Below are 18,142 nucleotides of genomic sequence, written 5' to 3' on the forward strand. Positions count from 1 at the left end.
CCCGAACAGGACAGTGAAACGCCTTCGCGCCGATGATAGTGGATGGACATCCGTGAAAGTAGGTCATCGTCAGGCTCTTTATTACGAAAAACCCCTTCAGCACTACTGAAGGGGTTTTTTTATTGCCGGTCAAACTTGCTAAAAGGATGAAAATAAATGTTTGAATGGCTGTTTTTACCTGAAGAAATAAGCAGAACTTTTGCAATTGTACTGATTTTTGCCAGTTTTTTAACATCTGCTTTAACAGCAGCCATGGGACTTGGCGGTGGGGTTGCCTTATTGGCCTTGATGGGGACTGGTATGCCAGTGGCTAGTGTGCTTCCAGTTCATGCTATTGTGCAATTGGGTTCAAACCTGGGACGAACCGTTATTCAGTTCAAATATATTGTCTGGCCATTGGTCTTATGGTTTGTGGTTGGCAGTATCGTTGGCGTGGCAATGGGTGGGCCGGTTGTCATGTATATTCCGGATACCTTTGCCAAACTCTTATTAGCGGCTTTTATTTTATGGTCTGTTTTTGGTGCCAAAATTAAACAGGCTTCATCTATTAGCAAAACATATTTTATTCTGGGGGGAGCATTAACCAGTTTTGCTGCCATGATTGTTGGCGCTGCAGGGCCTATGGTGGCGGCCTTGATCGCCTCCAAGGGATATATTAAACAGCCTTTGGTGGCAACACATGCGACTTGCATGGTTTTTCAGCATGGACTGAAAATTTTGGCCTTTGGTGCCTTGGGCTTCGCATTCGCCCAATGGGTGCCCATGCTTATTGCCATGATTGTCAGTGGTTTGGTGGGAACCTATGTGGGTACCCGTTTACTTGATAATTTACCCGATAAAATCTTCCGATTGGGTTTCAGGGTAACAATGGTATTGTTAAGCTTGCAAATGATTTGGGGAGCTCTTCAATCTTTTTGGTTTTAATTTGTTTTCCATATCATTACAGGCCTTTGATATAGGGAATAAGAAAAACCATTTTAATTAAAAATCCGTTAAATTGCATTTATTTTTAATTAAATATCCGAAAAAATCCATTAAATTGCGGCTATCTTTTTGGTTTTTGCTAAATAAGATTTATTTATGAAAATATGGGGTATAGTAACCAATGTGTATATTGAATTGCAGGGGGCTATGCTTACATCCATACCATATAAAACCAAATTACGTACTATTCATATTCCAGGGCAAGCACCCTTGGAAATTTTCACTTTATTGGATAAACAGCAATATTACGATCCCAATGGGGCTGCCCAGCGTTTGGGAATTTGTTCAGCCGCCTGGCCACTGTTTGGCATGTTATGGCCCTCAGGTTTGCAGCTGGCCATTAAAGTGACTAAAGAGCCGATAGACCCTGAACAGCGTATTTTGGAAATAGGGTGCGGTTTGGGGCTGGCCAGCATGACGGCTCATCGCTTGGGTCGAAATGTAACCGCGAGTGACCGGCATCCATTGGCAAAGCATTTTTTATATAAAAATCTTAAAAACAATGATTTACCGCCCATCAACTACCGTTATGGCCAGTGGGGCCCTAATAGGCCGGTTTCTTTGGCAGATACGGGCGCGCCGGTGTTATCTGGCCGCTATGACCTGATCATGGGTAGTGATTTGCTTTATGAGCCCAGCAGTCCGGGGCAGGTGGCGAAATATATCCATGAGCATGCGCAGGCCTGCTCGGAAGTTTGGGTGATGGATCCAAACAGGGGGTATAGAAACCGCTTCACAAGAGAAATGTCAGCGTATGGCTTTGAATTGGCGGAAGATAAAAAAATCCACCGTCCTTACGCTTTTAAGATTGATAATGTGCCCGAATCCTATTCGGGAAGATTCCTGCGCTATCAACGGGATATCAGCCCTTCATTGCTATAAGAGGGGGCCAGGCAAAAGCCTGGCAGGCATTGGATCAAAAAAGCGTATGAAGATGGCTATTCTTCACGGTTTTCAGTACCTTCTTCATCCATGTCTATCTTGCCAATTTCCTCCCATAGCATACCCATGTCTGAAAAGTGATGTTCAACATCAAATATTTCCAGATTGTCGCTGTGGTATTGGCCGCCCAGTACCGGTGGTGTTTTGAGGCCGTAAACGGTATTCGGTGGCAATTGATGATGCAATAATGGGGCGATCAGTTCACAGGAAAAATAATCAATCACAAAGGCTTCATCTTCGAGTAACTGCTGGAAGGACTCAAGGGAGTCGGCCAGTACTTCAAGTTCGCCGTCCAGGGTATCCAGGAAAAGGATGGCACCGTTATCTTTTTCGATCAGGAATGCATCACCGGTTTGGGTAATCATGATGATTTCCGTTTCAAAAGGAATGAGCCATTCCCAGGCTTTCAGCAGCTTTTTGCTGTCAATGGTGGAAGTGTCAATCACCAGGTCTTTGATATTTAATTGCATGGTATGAAAAACCGGGCTTGTGCCCGGTTGTAATAATGGATTAAGGATAGTTAAGATTATGCCTTAATATTGGCTTTGTATTCTTCATCATTCATGAAAATGTATCTGACAGCATCAATCAGGCCCAGAAATACCGATAATGGCAGCCAAATAAAACTGAGTAGCAGGTACAACAAACCCATACCTATATGACCGGCATAGAAACGGTGCGCACCCAGCCAGCCCAGAAAAACAGCCAGAAAAATGCCTATTTTTCGTGAGTTGGCCTGGTTGTTCATTTCCTCACCCTTGTTTTTGTAAATCCAGATACAAACAATGGCGGTAATGACAATGGCAACCACAATTTTCACCGGATGTCTCGAAACATAAAGTGAAATTGTCCAGTAAAGATCCTGGAAATTATAAATAACGATACCGGTAATTTGACTTAACCATTGTGCCAGGGCTGTAAACACACCTTCTCCGAAGGTCAGGCCGATGAGCACGATGATAAATACAATCACCGGTAGCAAAAGTTTTTGCAGCATTAACAGTTTCTCCGTATGAGTCGGGCGCAAAACAGCTTGACCTTCCCATAGTGTGAGGGTTGATAATAAATCAGTTAATATGGATTATCCTTTATTTTTGTGATTATCATGACAAATTCAAAGTCCTTAGATGTTTCTCCCCATTACGAGTTCGTGGTTCATGGCATGACGTGCGCCTCTTGTGTAAGGCGAGTTGAAAGATCGATTGCCAAAATCGAGGGTGTTGAGAAAGTTAATGTTAACCTGGCCTCGGAAACCGCCCATGTTGAATTGAGCAATCCCGCGGTCCAGGCCGGGCAGATTATCGCCGTTATTGGCAAGGCCGGTTACGAAGCCGCGCTTGTTGAACGGGCAGACAAGCAGACCCAGGAGCAAATAGAACATCGTCAACGTGAGATTGCAGACCTGAAACGGGACTTGATGGTCGCAGCTGTTTTTACGATTCCTGTCTTTATTCTTGAAATGGGCGGGCATGTCATTCCCGGTTTTCATCATTGGTTGCATGCTTTTCTGCCCATGCAAACCAGCTGGATCATTCAATGGGTTCTGACCACGATTGTACTGGCTTTTCCTGGGCGGCGCTTTTTTACACTAGGGGTAAAAAGCTTCATGCAAAAATCGCCGGACATGAATGCCCTGGTGGCCATTGGTGCCGGTAGTGCGTATGTTTATTCAGCCATTGTGACGGTCATGCCCGGGTTGATCCCTGAAAATTCCCGTTTTGTGTATTTTGAGGCGGCTGCAGTGGTTAGCACCCTGATCTTGTTGGGCCGTTACCTGGAAGCCCGCAGCAAGGGACAAACCGGTCAGGCGATTGCCCGTCTGATTGGTTTACAGGCTAAAACAGCGCACCTGATCGAAAACGGCCAGGTGCGCGATATCCCGCTGGACGAATTAAAGGTGAACGATACGGTGCTGGTCCGGCCTGGGGAAACCGTGCCGGCCGATGGGGTCGTGATCAGTGGCCAGGCGCATATTAATGAATCCATGATGACCGGTGAACCCTTGCCGGTTAGCAAGACAAGCGGTGATAAAGTGGTGGGCAGCACGGTCAGCACCAATGGCAGCTTAACAGTCAAAGTGGAGCAGGTGGGTGAAAACACGGTCTTGGCCAATATCATCAGGATGGTGCAGCAGGCCCAGGCCGATAAATTGCCGATCCAAAATATTCTGGATGTGGTAACCAGCCGCTTTGTGCCGGCGGTGCTGCTGGTGGCCGTCTTCACGTTTATGGCCTGGATGATTTGGGGCCCTGAACCTTTGCTGCCGCATGCCTTGACTGCTACTGTAGCTGTGTTGATTATTGCATGCCCATGCGCCATGGGTCTGGCCGTGCCGGTTTCCATTATGGTGGCAACAGGTCGTGCGGCACAGCTGAATATCCTGTTTCGCAAAGCCAGTGCCCTGCAGCTATTAAAAGACACCAAAGTGGTCGTATTTGATAAAACGGGTACTTTGACGCATGGCTGTCCCGAATTGACCGATTTATATGTGGTGGAGGGTTTTGAGCAGGCACAGCTATTGGCTCATGTCGCCGCTATTGAGCAGCAATCCGAACACCCGATTGCCCTGGCGATTGTGAAAGCGTCACAAGAACAGGCGCTGCATTTACCACAGGTGGATGACTTTCGCAATATTCTGGGGGCCGGCATTCAGGCCCGTATTGGTCATGATGCTTACTTGATTGGATCGGAAACATTCCTGGCCAGCCAGGGGGTGGATATAAGGGATCTGGCTGAAAAAGGCACGGAGTTTTCACATGCCGGCAAAACACCCATTTTTGTGGCGGTCAATACCCGGGCAGTCGGCCTGTTTGTGATTGCCGATACCGTTAAAAAAGATGCGGCAAGTGTCATCGCACATTTGCACAATATGAATATTAAAACCGTGATGTTAACAGGCGATAACACGCAAACAGCACAGGCCATTGCCCGTCAGTTGAAGATTGATAAGGTGTATGCCCAGGCCTTGCCGGATGATAAAGTCAAATATGTAAATCAGATTAAACAGGAAATGGGCACCTTGGTTTTTGTGGGGGATGGCATTAATGATGCACCGGCTCTGGCCAACGCCGATGTGGGTGTGGCCATTGGTACCGGTACGGACATTGCCATTGAATCGGCCGATGTCGTGCTCATGGGCAAAAACATCCAGAATGTGGCACATGCGGTTTCATTGTCAAAGGCAACGTTCAGGAACATTTACCAGAATCTGTTCTGGGCATTTTCCTACAATGTGGCGCTTATTCCTATTGCCGCTGGTGTGCTGTATCCGGCCTATGGCCTGGGGCTGTCACCGGTGTTTGCTGCGGCTGCCATGGCCTTGTCCAGTGTATTTGTTGTGAGTAATGCATTAAGATTACGCAGGTTCTCGGTGAAATAACCCGGCAGGAAAACGTCCATGAATATTGGAGAAGCAGCCAGGCAAACAGGCATCTCGGCAAAAATGATCCGTTATTACGAGGATATTGGTTTAATCCATCCGGTCCATCGTAGTGATTCGGGCTACCGGCAATATGCGGAAAAAGATTTGCATGCCTTGCATTTTATACGCCGCTCACGGGATCTGGGGTTTTCAATTGCACAGATCCAGGAGTTGCTGGCCTTGTGGAATGACCAGAGGCGTGCCAGTGCCGATGTCAAGCAAATAACCCAGCAGCATATAAAGGCATTGCAGACCAAGATTCGGCAATTACAGGCCATGGTGGATACCTTGCAGCACCTGAATCGGCATTGCTCGGGTGACCAGCGTCCCAATTGCCCGATATTGGAGGATCTTGGCCAGATTACGCATTGCTCAGATTGAACATTGCCTCGGGAATCGAAGGCGTTTTTTCGCTGATTTTCTCTGCCAGCAATTTGCCCGAGCCGGTCGCCAGGGTAAAGCCCAGTGCACCCTGGCCAATATTCAGCCACAGGTTTTTGTATTGGGTGCCATCAATAATGGGTTTGCCCTTGGGGGTGGCGGGACGTAAGCCGGCCCATTGTTCTGCCTGGGCGTAATTGCCGGCCTCGGGGAAAACTGCCCTGGCTTCGTTGATCAGGGTTTTAATGCGGCTGGGATCAATATTTTTATTCATGCCAACCAGGTCAGCCATGCCTGCAATACGCAGGCGTTTGCCAATACGGGCATAAACCACCTTACGTTCAAAATCGGTAATGTTGATACGCGGTGCCTGGCTATCGTTCTGGATAGGCAGGGTAAGACTGTAGCCTTTAAGCGGGCGTACAGGCACATCTATATGAAGAGGTTTAAGCAAGGCGGTACTTTCGCAACCGAGTGCCACCACGATATGATCGGCTGAAAGCGTTTGCCGGTTTTTAAGCATGACGCTGACGTGTGATGAAGCGTTTTTTTGCAAAAGGGCAATTTCCTGGTTGAAAATAAATTCAACCCCCCGGCTTAATAACACCGTTTTCAGGCTTTGGCAAAATTTAAAGCAATCGGCGGCCTCTTCACTGGGGGTATAAATGCCACCGGTAATCAGGTTTTTTAAGGGGGCAAGAGAAGGCTCTTTTTCGATGCATTCATCGGTGTTCAGGGCAAATTGTTCGCAACCCAGCTGGCGTTGGAAATCAAGCAATTGGACTGCGCTGTTGAAGGATTCTTTACTGCGGTGCAGCACCATTTTGCCTGAAGCCTGAAAATCCATGTCCAGTTTTTCGGTTTGCATTAACTGATGCAACAGATCACGACTAAGAAAGGAAAGTTGCAGCAGCTCACGGGTGGTTTTATCACTTTGGGTGGCGTTGCAGGCTTTCATGAAGCGCAGGTTCCAGCAGATATCGGCCGGATCCAGGCTGGGCCGGAAGCGCAATGGAGAGTTGGGGTCAAGCAGCCATTTGGGGACTTTGCCAATGATGCCCGGACCCGCCAGCGGGGCAACATAGCTGTAAGAAAGCTGGGCACCGTTGGCATAGCTGGTTTCAAGACCGACATCGGGGTTTTTATCAAGAATACTTACTTTATGACCTTGTTCAGTAAGGTAGTATGCTGTTGTCAAACCGATTACACCTGCACCTAAAATAAGTATTTCCATGGTTATTCCTATGTATGAAACGATTAATCCGAGCTGAGCCAGGCCAGTTCCTCATCGGTAAAGCCCGCCTGTTTTCTGGCCTTTACGTTAAGGGGGCCTTTGGGTTTTGCCACATGGTAAGTGTGTACCATGTTGGCATAAGTGGCAATGGGGTCTTTTCCGGTTTGCTGGCACATGTAAAGATACCATTTGTTGCCTAATTCCACATGTCCCACTTCATCACGCAAAATAATATCCAGGATTTTGACGCCTTCGTGGTCATTGATGCTGGCCAGCTTGTTTTGTATGACCGGTGAAACATCCAGGCCACGTGCCTCAAGGGTTCTGGGAACCAGGGCAAGCCGGGCCATGAGATCGTTGGCGGTTTTTTCACATATTTCCCATAAACCGTTATGAGCCGTGAAATCACCGTACTCGTACCCCAGATTGCGTAAATGATCCCGAACCAGCGAGAAATGATAGGCTTCTTCCTTGGCAACCCGCAGCCAGTCGCGGTAAAAATCATCAGGCAAATCGGCAAAACGCCAGATAATATCCAGCGCCAGATTAATGGCATTGAATTCGATGTGGGCAATCGCATGAATAAGTGCCGCTTTGCCCTGTTCACTATGCACGGAACGATAGGTGACTTTTTGTGGCGGAACCAATTCGGGGCGCAAGGGGCGGCCCGGAATAGTCTGGCTTGGTGGTGTTATTACCTGTGTGTGAAGGAGGGTATCAAATGAAATTTTTTGGACAGCCGCAATTTTCTCATCAGGATCTGAAATGATCAGCGCCTGAAGGGCACTTTCACGAAGGGAAAGGGGGGAGGACATAAAACAATCATTCTTGGAGATGGTTGGTATTGACCCTATTTTAGCTAAATAAGGCTGATGATATAGTGAATGGTTTTAGTGTTGTGGATTATTATCATGAGTCGTGTTCCCCATATTGTATTTCTGGATCGAGCCACCATTCCGGATTTTATCCGGTTAAAACCCTTTGCTTTTGAGTGTAGGGTGGATATGCATGACAATACGCAGCCCCATCTGGTGGCCGAACGTATTGAAAATGCCGACATTGTGATTACCAACAAGGTCATGATTGATAATGACAGCCTGTCTCGTGCGGCCAGCCTGAAACTGATTGCGATTTCTGCAACCGGCACGAATGTCGTCGATCTTAGAGCCTGTGAAGTCAAGGGGTGTGTGGTCAGCAATATTCGAAATTATGCGGTCAATAGTGTGCCAGAGCATGTTTTGGCGCTTATTTTTGCCTTGCGCAGAAGTCTTATTCCCTATCATGCTTCTGTCAAGGCCGGACGTTGGCAACAAAGCGGTCAGTTTTGTTATTTTGATTATCCTATCAAGGACTTGGCCAATAGTACCCTGGGTATTTTTGGTTCGGGGGCCTTAGGCTCCTCCCTGGCCAGTCTGGCCAGGGGCTTGGGCATGAAAACCGTTTTTGCCTCACGTAAAGGGCAGGCACCACGTGATGAGAACTATCGCCCTTTTGATGAAGTACTTGAAACGTCAGACATTCTGAGCCTGCATCTGCCATTGACACCAGAGACCCGGAATATGATTTCAGACCCTGAGTTTGACAGAATGAAACCCTCTGCCTTGCTGGTGAATACCGCCAGAGGCGGTCTGGTTGATGAGGAGGCACTGGTGCGGGCTATTAAAGACGGGAAGATTGGTGGTGCGGCATTTGATGTGGTGACCACTGAACCCATGCCCGATTCACATCCGTTTATGGCATTGATGGATTATCCCAATTTTATTTTGACACCACATGTGGCATGGGCCAGTGAAGAAGCCATCCAGGCATTGGCTGACCAGTTGATTAATAACATTAATTCTTTTGTGCGGGGAGAAATTCGCAATCAGGTGTTCTCGTAATCATGTTGCCGGTGATGATGGATAGGTGTTTGCCCTTGTTGTGTCAAAAATTGTAAAGTTCTATGCTGGTTTCGCTTTCTTTGAAGTAAAAAACAGCGTCTCAGAGGCGGATATGCAAAATCAGAAACCGGTTTTATTTGGAGAGTTTGATTACATTATCGTAGGGGCTGGTTCGGCCGGGTGCCTGCTTGCCAACCGTTTATCTGCAAACCCCGAAAACAGGGTTTTATTGTTAGAAGCGGGAGGATCGGATTCCTGGCATTGGCTGCATATTCCGGTGGGATACTTGTATTGTATCGGCAATCCGCGAGCCGACTGGTGTTTTAATACAAGAGCTGATGCGGGACTGCATGATCGCAGTATTGCTTACCCACGTGGGCGGGTGCTGGGGGGCAGTTCGGCCATTAATGGCATGATTTATATGCGCGGACAAAAGCAGGATTACGACTATTGGGCCAGTCTGGGTAATGCCGGCTGGGCCTGGGATGATGTGCTGCCTTTGTTCAAAGCGTTTGAAAACCATCATTTAGGCAGTAATGACTGGCATGGTGCCAATGGGGAATTGCGGGTGGAAAGCCAACGCCTGCGTTGGGACATCCTGGATGCCTTCAGGGCTGCTGCTGCCCAGGCCGGTATTGCACCCATTGATGATTTCAATCGTGGTGATAATGAAGGCAGTGCTTATTTTGAGGTGACTCAAAAAAAAGGCTTGCGTTTCAGTGCGGCAAAGGCTTTTCTGCATCCGGTCAAGTCGCGGAAAAACCTGACGGTTCTTACGCATGCCATCTGTGATCGTATCGTCTTTGAGGGTAAGCGGGCACGGGGTATTCAGTATTATATTAATGGCAAACTGTATCAGGCCAACGCAGCGGCAGAACTGGTCTTGTCAGCCGGTGCCATTGGTTCAGTGCAAATATTGCAACGCTCGGGGGTTGGCCCGGCTTCTTACCTGAATAAACTGCAGATTCCGGTCGTGCATCATGCTCCGGGGGTTGGTAAAAACCTTCAGGACCATTTGCAATTGCGCATGATTTATAAAGTGTCTGGGGTAAAGACGCTGAATAAAATGATGCAATCCCCCCTGCAAAAGGCCTGGATGGGCCTGCAATATGCTTTGTTCCGCAAGGGGCCTTTAACCATGGCGCCTTCCCAATTGGGGGTTTTTGCCCGCTCCTCTGATGAGCAGGGCAGTGCCAATCTTGAATACCATGTGCAACCCCTGTCCCTGGAAAAGTTTGGCGAGCCTTTGCATACTTTTTCTGCCTTTACGGCTTCGGTGTGCAATTTAAGGCCTACCAGCCGGGGTGAGGTGAATATCGTTTCGCCTGCCTGTCACGACAAGCCCGATATCATATGCAACTACTTAAGTACCGATGAAGATATACGGATCGCCGTGCATAGTCTGAAACTGACCCGAAGAATAGTGTTTCAGGATGCTCTGGCAAAATATGATCCCATCGAATATAAACCGGGCACCATCTATCAAACAGAAGAAGATCTGGTCAGGGCTGCCAGTGAAATTGGCACCACCATTTTTCATCCGGTAGGAACATGTCGTATGGGGGTCGATGATAAAGCCGTGGTGGATCCGGAACTCAGGGTTAAGGGTCTGAGCGGATTGAGGGTGATTGATGCCTCTATCATGCCCCGGATTACATCGGGCAATACCAATGCACCTGTCATGATGATTGCCGAAAAAGGAGCCAGAATGATCCTGGCATCACGTTAGTCTATTCTTTTATTTGATTTTGGCCTGATTATTTCAGGCTTCATGAAAATGCCATGGATATAGCCTGTTTGAATATGCAAAGAAGTATTAGTTAGTTTGCGTTCGAGCGCTAACTCTATATTATAAAAACCTGATTTGTTATACCGAACCAGAATATAAATTGCAATATGCAAGAGGTTTGGTTTTTAAATTTAGGTTAACCATGTCTTTACAAACAGTCAGTGATTTTGCAGGAGGGTTTGAGCAGCCCCTGTTATGGTCACCCCCCAAAGGTCGTGTCAGCGCTACATTATTACAGGATAAAAGGGCGGTGCTGACAGAGCGGCTTCGTTTCATTGCCGGCAGTCATTCCCGCGTGAGGTTGGCTTCCAGTTTATCGGCAGAAGACCAAGTGTTGGCCGATATTATTTTGACAGACCTGAAAAATACCGTGAATCAGGGCATTGATATTTTTACGCTGGAAACCGGACGTCTGCACCAGGAAACCCTGGCTTTGCTTGAGCAGGTAAAACAGCGTTATGGCTATGAAATCAAACTGTACCGTCCTGAAACCGGGGCGCTGGCCGAATATGTGAATACTTATGGCCTTAACGGGTTTTACGATAGTCTTGAAGCCCGTAAAAAATGCTGTCAGATAAGAAAAATCGTTCCGCTTGACCAGGCGCTGGCACAGGCTGATGCCTGGATTACGGGACAACGCCGTGAGCAATCGGTAACTCGCACTGAGCTTGCTTTGCAAGAGCAGGATACGGCCAGAAATATCCTTAAATATAACCCCTTGTTTGACTGGACAGAGGCAGAGCTTTGGGCTTATGTCGATTTTTACGATTTGCCGGTTAATGTGTTGCACGACAAGGGTTACCCGAGTATTGGCTGTGAACCCTGTACCAAGGCGGTTCGTGCCGGTGAAGACCCTCGTGCCGGACGCTGGTGGTGGGAATCGCGGGACAGCAAGGAATGTGGCCTGCACGTCAGCCCGGCCCCCACAGCGTAAGCAGTAACCATGGAAATTTTAAGAACACCAGGATGAGTAATGAATAGCATAACTGAGACCGTGCATTTTGAGAAAGCACAATTGCATACCGAACATCTGAAACGGCTGGAAACCGAATCGATTTATATTATTCGTGAGGTGGTGGCCGAGTGCCGTTCACCGGCTTTGCTGTTTTCGGGCGGTAAGGATTCCGTGGTCTTGTTGCATCTGGCCATGAAGGCATTCCGGCTGGGAAATCGCAAGCTGAACCTGCCATTCCCGCTGGTGCATATTGATACCGGACATAATTACCCTGAAGTGATCGCCTTTCGCGATGAGCTGGTTAAAAAATATGGTTTGAACCTGGTGGTGGGGCATGTGGAAGACTCCATTCGCAAGGGTACCGTACGCTTGCGCCGTGAGAATGATTCGCGTAATGCCGCACAGGCCGTGACCTTGCTGGAAACCGTGGAGGAAAACGGCTTTGATGCCTTGATGGGGGGTGCCCGCCGCGATGAAGAAAAAGCGCGTGCCAAAGAGCGTATTTTTTCTTTCCGTGACGAGTTTGGTCAGTGGGATCCGAAGAACCAGCGCCCTGAGTTGTGGGACTTGTATAACGCCCGGATTCATCCCGGTGAGCAAATCCGCGTTTTCCCGATTTCAAACTGGACCGAGCTGGATATCTGGCAATACATTGAACAGGAAAACTTGAGCCTGCCTTCCATTTACTATGCCCATGAGCGTGAAGTGGTGCGTCGTAATAATTTGCTGGTGCCGGTAACGTCCTTAACGCCTAAAAAAGACGATGAGCAAAGCGAAGTGCTGACCGTACGCTTCCGTACCGTGGGCGATATCAGTTGCACCTGCCCGGTCTTAAGTACAGCGGCTTCACCGCAAGCCATTATCGAGGAAACCGCGATTACGGAAATTACCGAGCGCGGTGCCACTCGCATGGATGACCAGACCAGTGAAGCGTCAATGGAAAAACGCAAAAAAGAAGGCTACTTCTGATAAAGATTGGATAGTGAGAAAGATATGACAGAAAGAACAAATACCCGGGGCTTGTTGCGTTTCATTACCGCTGGCTCGGTGGATGATGGTAAAAGCACACTGATTGGCCGTTTGTTATATGACAGCAAATCGGTACTGACAGACCAGTTGCAAGCGATCCAGAAAGCCCGCCATAAAAGAACAGCCGGCGAACAGATTGATTTTTCTTTGCTGACTGACGGCCTGGAGGCTGAACGTGAGCAGGGCATTACGATTGACGTCGCTTACCGTTATTTTTCAACAGCAAACCGCAAGTTCATTATTGCGGATACCCCCGGGCATGAACAGTACACCCGTAATATGGTGACAGGCGCTTCTACCGCCGATGCCGCGATTGTGTTAATTGATATTGTGCGGGCCATTAAAGAAAATGGTGAGTTTGAATTGCTGGCGCAAACCAAGCGTCATACTGCCTTGATTAAACTGCTGGGTATCCGTCACGTATTGGTGGCAGTCAATAAAATGGACTTGGTGGGGTTTGATGAAGGGCGCTTCAATCAGGTAAAAACCGCTTATCTGGCATTGGCTCAGCAGCTTGGGCTGGATGCAAGCCAGATTCACTTCATTCCCGTATCGGCCCTGGGGGGCGACAATATCGTTTTCAAGAGCGCGCAAACCCCTTGGTATGATGGTGAGCCATTGTTATCTATTCTGGAGTCGCTGGATAATGGGGAGGAAGATGAGCTGAATACGCCTGAGGCCCTGCGCCTGCCGGTGCAACTGGTGATTCGCCAGGATGGCTCACAGGCGGATGACTTCAGAGGTTATATGGGCAAGGTGGCCCAGGGCAGCGTGTATGTGGGCCAGCAGATCAGGGTATTGCCCGCCAACCAGACAGCAACTGTCACAGAAATTATCACCCCCGACGGTAACGTGCAACAGGCATTGAAAGATGGTACGGTTACCATCCGCCTTGATGTGGATATTGATATTTCCCGTGGCGACATGCTGGTGGATGCACAGGCCGAGGTTGATTCTAGCAATACGCTGTCTGCCAATATCTGCTGGTTTGATGAATTCCCCTTGAACCTGAAAAGAAAGTATCTGCTGAAACATACCTCAGCCACCGTGCCGGTACGTGTTAACCAGATCCATCATGTGCTGGATGTACAAACCCTGCTGGACACGGCTGACAAAGAACAGCTGGGCCTGAATGATATTGGCAAGGTGGGCCTGTCTTTGCAAAAACCGCTGGTGGTGGATGCTTACGCACAAAACCAGATTATGGGTTCGTTTATCCTAATTGATGAAGCCAGCAATAACACGGTGGCGGCGGGTATTATTAATTAAGCTGTAGGCGTCCCCACGCAGGAGCATGGGGACGAGTCTTAAACACAGCCACTTTCCTGGCTTTCACATACACATTATCGCCCGGCATTAAGCCCAGGCTGTACTGGTTCCCATGCTCCTGCGTGGGAACCTTTGTCCATTTTCGTATTTGTGTCCAGACTCTCACACCTTGAGTATGGGAATCTGAATCACTCAAACACTGGCCGGGTCAAACACAGCCACTTTCCTGGCTTTCACATACACATTATCACCCGGCATTAAGCCCAGGCTACGGTAGCGTTCTTTGGTGAGGACCACTTCAATATTCTCGTCCCGGCCGTCGCGGGCAATTTCAACCCGGACAATCGGGCCAATCGAATGGATATGCTCTATTTGGCCATGGCCCAGGGCATTGGTGGCATCAAGGCTGATTTCAATATCATGCGGCCGGATGTAGGCAATGGCTTCAGTGCCGGTGAAATGTACGCTGTGCTGGCTGATCTCATGGCGGAAGTCACCGCTGGTGAAGTGTTTGTCCTGGATTCGGCCATGAAACAGGTTCACATCACCCAGGAACTGGGTCACGAATGGGCTGGCCGGAGTGTCATAAATCTCATCGGGGCTGCCGACTTGTTCGATATGACCGTGATTCATCACCACCACCCGGTCGGATACCTCCAGGGCCTCTTCCTGGTCGTGAGTGACGAAAATGCTGGTTAAATTGATCTCATCATGCAGGTCACGTAACCAGCGGCGCAGGTCTTTGCGTACCTTGGCATCCAAAGCGCCGAAAGGTTCGTCCAGCAATAATACCTGGGGTTCAACTGCCAAAGAACGCGCCAGGGCAATCCGCTGGCGTTGGCCACCAGACAATTGTGAGGGGTAGGCATTGGCCAGCCAGTCCAGTTGCACCATTTTTAGCAAAGCCATAACCTTTTCCCGGATCACCTCTTGGGAAGGACGCTCTTTGCGTGGCTTAACATTCAGGCCAAAGGCGATGTTGTCGAACACGGTCATGTGCCGGAACAGGGCATAATGCTGGAAAACAAAACCGATCTGGCGTTTGGAGACATGGGTATCGGTACTGTCTTGCCCGTTAAAAATGATTTTGCCCGAATCGGCCTTTTCAAGACCGGCAATGATGCGCAGCAGGGTGGTTTTACCGCAACCTGAAGGGCCCAGCAGGGCAAGCAGTTCACCGCTGTGGATGTCCAGGTTGATGTTGTCAAGCGCCGTAAACCCGGCAAACTTTTTTGAGATGTTTTGAACTTCTATACTCACGATAATTCCTGTTTATGATGCGGTTGCAACCTGCCGGGCAGGCATGGCAAATGCGGTTTTGGCAGACTTTGTGCGTGCCAGGGAGCGCGCGACCAGTGTATTTTGTCGCCACTCGATAATTGTTTTGATAACCAAGGTGGCAATAGCCAGCAAAGCCAGTACGGAAGCACATACAAATGCCCCGGCGATATTGAATTCATTATAAAGAATCTCGACATGAAGTGGGATGGTATTGGTGGCGCCGCGAATATGACCGGAAATAACACTGACGGCACCAAATTCACCCATGGCACGGGCATTGGTCAAAATAACGCCATACAGCAGTCCCCACTTGATCTTGGGAAGGGTGACTTTCAGAAAAGCCTGTAAACCGTTGGCGCCCAATACCATGGCCGCATGTTCCTCGTCCGAGCCCTGTGCCTGCATTAAGGGAATCAGTTCACGGGCCACAAAGGGAAAGGTCACAAATGTGGTGGCAATCACAATACCGGGGACGGCAAAAATTATTTTAAAATCATGCTCAATCAGCCAGGTACCCAGGGTGGATTGGCTGCCAAACAGTAACAGGTACATGAGACCGGCCACGACCGGTGAGACCGAGAAAGGCAAGTCGATGAGGGTAATTAAAAAGCTTTTGCCACGGAAGTTGAAGTGGGCAATCGCCCATGCCGCACAGGCCCCAAAAACCACATTCAGGGGGACGGCAATGGCGGCAGTGAGCAATGTTAATGAGATGGCGGCCATCGCATCACTATGCTGGATCGTCGTCAGGTAAAATTCAAATCCTTTGGAAATGGCTTCGCTGAAAATCAGGAAAAGGGGCAGTGCAATAAATATGAAGACAAAAGCCAGCGCGATGGTGGTTAATATCCATCGCGTCAAGGGCTGTTCTGTCCGGAAATCGGGCGTAGAGGAGTGGCTCATGGTTTTCTTTAATTCATGCCATAACGGCGGTTGCTCCAGCGCTGGATGAGGTTAATCAGAAGCAGGACAAGAAAGGAAATAAAAAGCATGGTAACGGCAATCGCGGTTGCCCCGTTGTAGTCAAACTGTTCAAGTTTGGCGGTAATCAGTAAAGGGGCAATTTCAGATACCATGGGAATATTGCCGGCAATAAAAATCACCGAACCGTATTCACCTGCTGCTCGGGCAAATGCCATGGCAGCCCCGGTCAGCAGGGCAGGTGTAATGGCCGGAAAAATTACTTTGCTGAAAATCTGCCAGCGGCTGGCCCCCAGGCAGGTCGCGGCATCCTCCAGTTCAACCTCAAGGTCTTCCAGCACGGGTTGTACGGTACGCACAATAAAAGGCAGGCTGATAAAAATAAGCGCTACCGTAATACCAGCGGGCGTAAAGGCTACTTTGATATCCAATTTTTGCAAAACCTGGCCAATCAGACCATTGGGGGCGTAAAGGGTGGTAAGCGCAATACCGGCAACCGCCGTGGGCAGGGCAAATGGCAGGTCAATAAAGGCATCCACAATTTTTTTGCCCGGGAATGTGTAACGAACCAGTACCCAGGCGGTAATCAGTCCAAATACCAGATTAACCAGTACGGCGGCCAGTGAGGTGCCAAAAGTGATTTTCAGGGCATGAAGCACCCGTTCGGAACCCACGACTTCCAGAAAATTGCCCAAGCCAAGTTGCCCGGCCTGCCCGAAAAGAACCGCGAAGGGAATCAGAACAATCAGGCATAACCATAATAAAGAAATGCCAAACGTCAGACCAAAACCGGGCAGGACCGAATATTGTTTTTGTAAAATATTCATCTAAACTCAATATAAGCGGTGCTTATTTTTTGATGTAAATCTGGTCAAATATGGCGTTATCGGCAAAATGCTTGTTATTGACCGCATCCCAGCCACCCAGCTCCTTGATGGATACGGTTTCCAGTTTTGGAAACTGTTTGGCGGCTTCTTCTTCCAGGGATTTATCGGTTGGACGATAAAAATGTTTAATTCCCACTTTTTGAGCCTCTGGGGTATAAAGGAAGTTCAGGTAAGCGGTTGCCACTTCACGGGTGCCCCGTTTGTCCACCACGGAATCCACCAGGGCTACGGGTGGTTCAGCCAAAATGGACAGGCTGGGCACCACAATATCAAACTGGCCGGTGCCCAGTTCTTTCTGGGCCAGAAACGCTTCGTTTTCCCAGGCCAGTAAAACATCTCCAATCTGGCGCTGTACAAATGTCAGGGTTGAACCCCGTGCACCGGAATCAAGAACGGGTACATTTGCATACAGTTTGTTCAGATAGTCTTTGGCGCTTTCTTCGGTGGCACCAGGCTGGCGCAAGGCCCATGACCAGGCTGCCAGGTAGTTCCAGCGTGCGCCTCCTGAGGTTTTGGGGTTGGGCGTAATGACCTGCACGCCGGGCTGGGCCAGATCACCCCAGTCCTTAATGTTTTTCGGGTTGCCTTTACGCACCAGGAAAACAATGGTAGAGGTGAAGGGGGTGCTGTTATGGGCAAAGTTCTTTTCCCAGTCGGGATTAAGGCGATTGCCGGTTTTGGCAATCGAATCGATATCAATTGCCAGGGCAAGGGTCACCACGTCTGCGTCCAGTCCGTTGGCAACAGAACGGGCCTGTGAACCTGAACCGCCATGGGATTGCTTGATCGTCAGGGTATCACCGGTTTTTTCTGTCCATTGTTTGGCAAAAATATTATCCAGTTCCTGATATAACTCACGGGTTGGATCATAAGAGACATTAAGCAGCGTTATATCTTTCGCGCACGCATAAGCAGAACTTAGTCCCAACATAATGGCAAGGGCGGTCAATTTCGTTTTTTTAAATCCGTAGGTCATATCAATCCTTCTGTTTTATGCAGTGTGAGGTATGGCTTAATGTCGTGTTAATGCAAGTGTAGAGACAGCGGCATAAAATCAGAACGAAAAAAAATTGATATTTATATGCTTAACGGCTATAAGCGAAACAGAAGCTGGTGCCGATTAAAATAGTTGGCATTTGAATAGGCATTATTTTTTTAACTACTATTTA

18 protein-coding genes are annotated in these 18,142 nt (G+C 48.6%); 9 read left to right on the plus strand and 9 right to left on the minus strand.

The features are described 5' to 3' along the window. A partial coding sequence (locus tag KU392_RS09775; protein ID WP_217735265.1) for a hypothetical protein occupies positions 1–235 on the minus strand: 235 nt, incomplete at its 3' end. Between KU392_RS09775 and KU392_RS09780 the strand changes: the two genes are divergently transcribed. Further along, positions 157–924: a sulfite exporter TauE/SafE family protein gene (locus KU392_RS09780; RefSeq protein ID WP_217735190.1), complete on the plus strand. Its 768-nt coding sequence runs from the start codon at positions 157–159 to the stop codon at positions 922–924. The two genes, KU392_RS09775 and KU392_RS09780, sit on opposite strands and share 79 nt — an antisense overlap. Before the next feature lie 288 nt (positions 925–1,212). Further along, positions 1,213–1,866, plus strand: coding sequence for a class I SAM-dependent methyltransferase (locus KU392_RS09785; RefSeq protein ID WP_246587423.1), 654 nt, complete (start codon positions 1,213–1,215; stop codon positions 1,864–1,866). Positions 1,867–1,922: 56 nt separating this feature from the next. Here the strand turns inward: KU392_RS09785 and KU392_RS09790 are convergent, their stop codons facing one another. Together KU392_RS09790 and KU392_RS09795 are read right to left on the minus strand one after the other, a co-directional pair. Then, positions 1,923–2,396 carry a T6SS immunity protein Tdi1 domain-containing protein gene (locus tag KU392_RS09790; RefSeq protein ID WP_169295002.1) on the minus strand — a complete coding sequence of 158 codons (474 nt, stop codon included), beginning with the start codon at positions 2,394–2,396 and terminating at the stop codon, positions 1,923–1,925. A 56-nt stretch (positions 2,397–2,452) separates the two neighbouring features. Beyond that, positions 2,453–2,923: a TM2 domain-containing protein gene (locus tag KU392_RS09795; protein WP_217735191.1), complete on the minus strand. Its 471-nt coding sequence runs from the start codon at positions 2,921–2,923 to the stop codon at positions 2,453–2,455. Positions 2,924–3,031: 108 nt separating this feature from the next. Here KU392_RS09795 and KU392_RS09800 point away from each other — a divergent pair, with 108 nt between their 5' ends. Next, positions 3,032–5,305 (plus strand): heavy metal translocating P-type ATPase, encoded by a 2,274-nt coding sequence (locus KU392_RS09800; RefSeq protein ID WP_217735192.1) that lies wholly within the window; start codon positions 3,032–3,034, stop codon positions 5,303–5,305. A gap of 18 nt (positions 5,306–5,323) precedes the next feature. Next, on the plus strand, positions 5,324–5,728 hold the full coding sequence (gene cueR / locus KU392_RS09805; RefSeq protein WP_169294999.1) for a Cu(I)-responsive transcriptional regulator: 405 nt from the start codon (positions 5,324–5,326) through the stop codon (positions 5,726–5,728). Here cueR and KU392_RS09810 read toward each other — a convergent pair. Continuing rightward, a complete protein-coding gene (locus KU392_RS09810) occupies positions 5,709–6,962 on the minus strand; it encodes a D-amino acid dehydrogenase (protein WP_169294998.1) in 1,254 nt (417 codons plus the stop codon). The two genes, cueR and KU392_RS09810, sit on opposite strands and share 20 nt — an antisense overlap. Before the next feature lie 23 nt (positions 6,963–6,985). Then, positions 6,986–7,777, minus strand: coding sequence for a ferritin-like domain-containing protein (locus KU392_RS09815; protein ID WP_169294997.1), 792 nt, complete (start codon positions 7,775–7,777; stop codon positions 6,986–6,988). A gap of 96 nt (positions 7,778–7,873) precedes the next feature. Here KU392_RS09815 and KU392_RS09820 point away from each other — a divergent pair, with 96 nt between their 5' ends. The 5 genes from KU392_RS09820 (at position 7,874) to KU392_RS09840 (ending at position 13,884) form a co-directional block, all read left to right on the plus strand. Next, positions 7,874–8,842 carry a D-2-hydroxyacid dehydrogenase gene (locus KU392_RS09820; RefSeq protein ID WP_217735193.1) on the plus strand — a complete coding sequence of 323 codons (969 nt, stop codon included), beginning with the start codon at positions 7,874–7,876 and terminating at the stop codon, positions 8,840–8,842. A gap of 112 nt (positions 8,843–8,954) precedes the next feature. Continuing rightward, complete coding sequence (locus KU392_RS09825; protein WP_169294995.1) at positions 8,955–10,571, plus strand: GMC family oxidoreductase; 1,617 nt, start codon at positions 8,955–8,957, stop codon at positions 10,569–10,571. A 202-nt stretch (positions 10,572–10,773) separates the two neighbouring features. Further along, entirely contained in the window at positions 10,774–11,565 is a 792-nt protein-coding gene (locus KU392_RS09830) for a phosphoadenylyl-sulfate reductase (RefSeq protein ID WP_169294994.1), read from the plus strand. A 39-nt stretch (positions 11,566–11,604) separates the two neighbouring features. After that, on the plus strand, positions 11,605–12,555 hold the full coding sequence (gene cysD, locus KU392_RS09835) for a sulfate adenylyltransferase subunit CysD (protein WP_169294993.1): 951 nt from the start codon (positions 11,605–11,607) through the stop codon (positions 12,553–12,555). Positions 12,556–12,579: 24 nt separating this feature from the next. Next, positions 12,580–13,884, plus strand: a complete 1,305-nt coding sequence (locus KU392_RS09840) for a sulfate adenylyltransferase subunit 1 (RefSeq protein WP_169294992.1) — start codon at positions 12,580–12,582, stop codon at positions 13,882–13,884. Positions 13,885–14,076: 192 nt separating this feature from the next. Here KU392_RS09840 and KU392_RS09845 read toward each other — a convergent pair whose 3' ends face one another. The 4 genes from KU392_RS09845 to KU392_RS09860 are packed head-to-tail and all read right to left on the minus strand — an operon-like array spanning position 14,077 to position 17,949. Continuing rightward, positions 14,077–15,144, minus strand: a complete 1,068-nt coding sequence (locus KU392_RS09845) for a sulfate/molybdate ABC transporter ATP-binding protein (RefSeq protein ID WP_217735194.1) — start codon at positions 15,142–15,144, stop codon at positions 14,077–14,079. Positions 15,145–15,156: 12 nt separating this feature from the next. Beyond that, positions 15,157–16,068, minus strand: coding sequence for a sulfate ABC transporter permease subunit CysW (gene cysW, locus KU392_RS09850; protein WP_169294990.1), 912 nt, complete (start codon positions 16,066–16,068; stop codon positions 15,157–15,159). Between the two features lie 8 nt (positions 16,069–16,076). Then, positions 16,077–16,913, minus strand: a complete 837-nt coding sequence (gene cysT / locus KU392_RS09855; protein WP_217735195.1) for a sulfate ABC transporter permease subunit CysT — start codon at positions 16,911–16,913, stop codon at positions 16,077–16,079. A gap of 22 nt (positions 16,914–16,935) precedes the next feature. After that, a complete protein-coding gene (locus KU392_RS09860; protein WP_169294988.1) occupies positions 16,936–17,949 on the minus strand; it encodes a sulfate ABC transporter substrate-binding protein in 1,014 nt (337 codons plus the stop codon). Positions 17,950–18,142 lie beyond the last annotated feature (193 nt).

The sequence above is a fragment of the Advenella alkanexedens genome (genome assembly GCF_019132845.1).
GTDB classification, from domain to species: domain Bacteria; phylum Pseudomonadota; class Gammaproteobacteria; order Burkholderiales; family Burkholderiaceae_B; genus Advenella; species Advenella alkanexedens.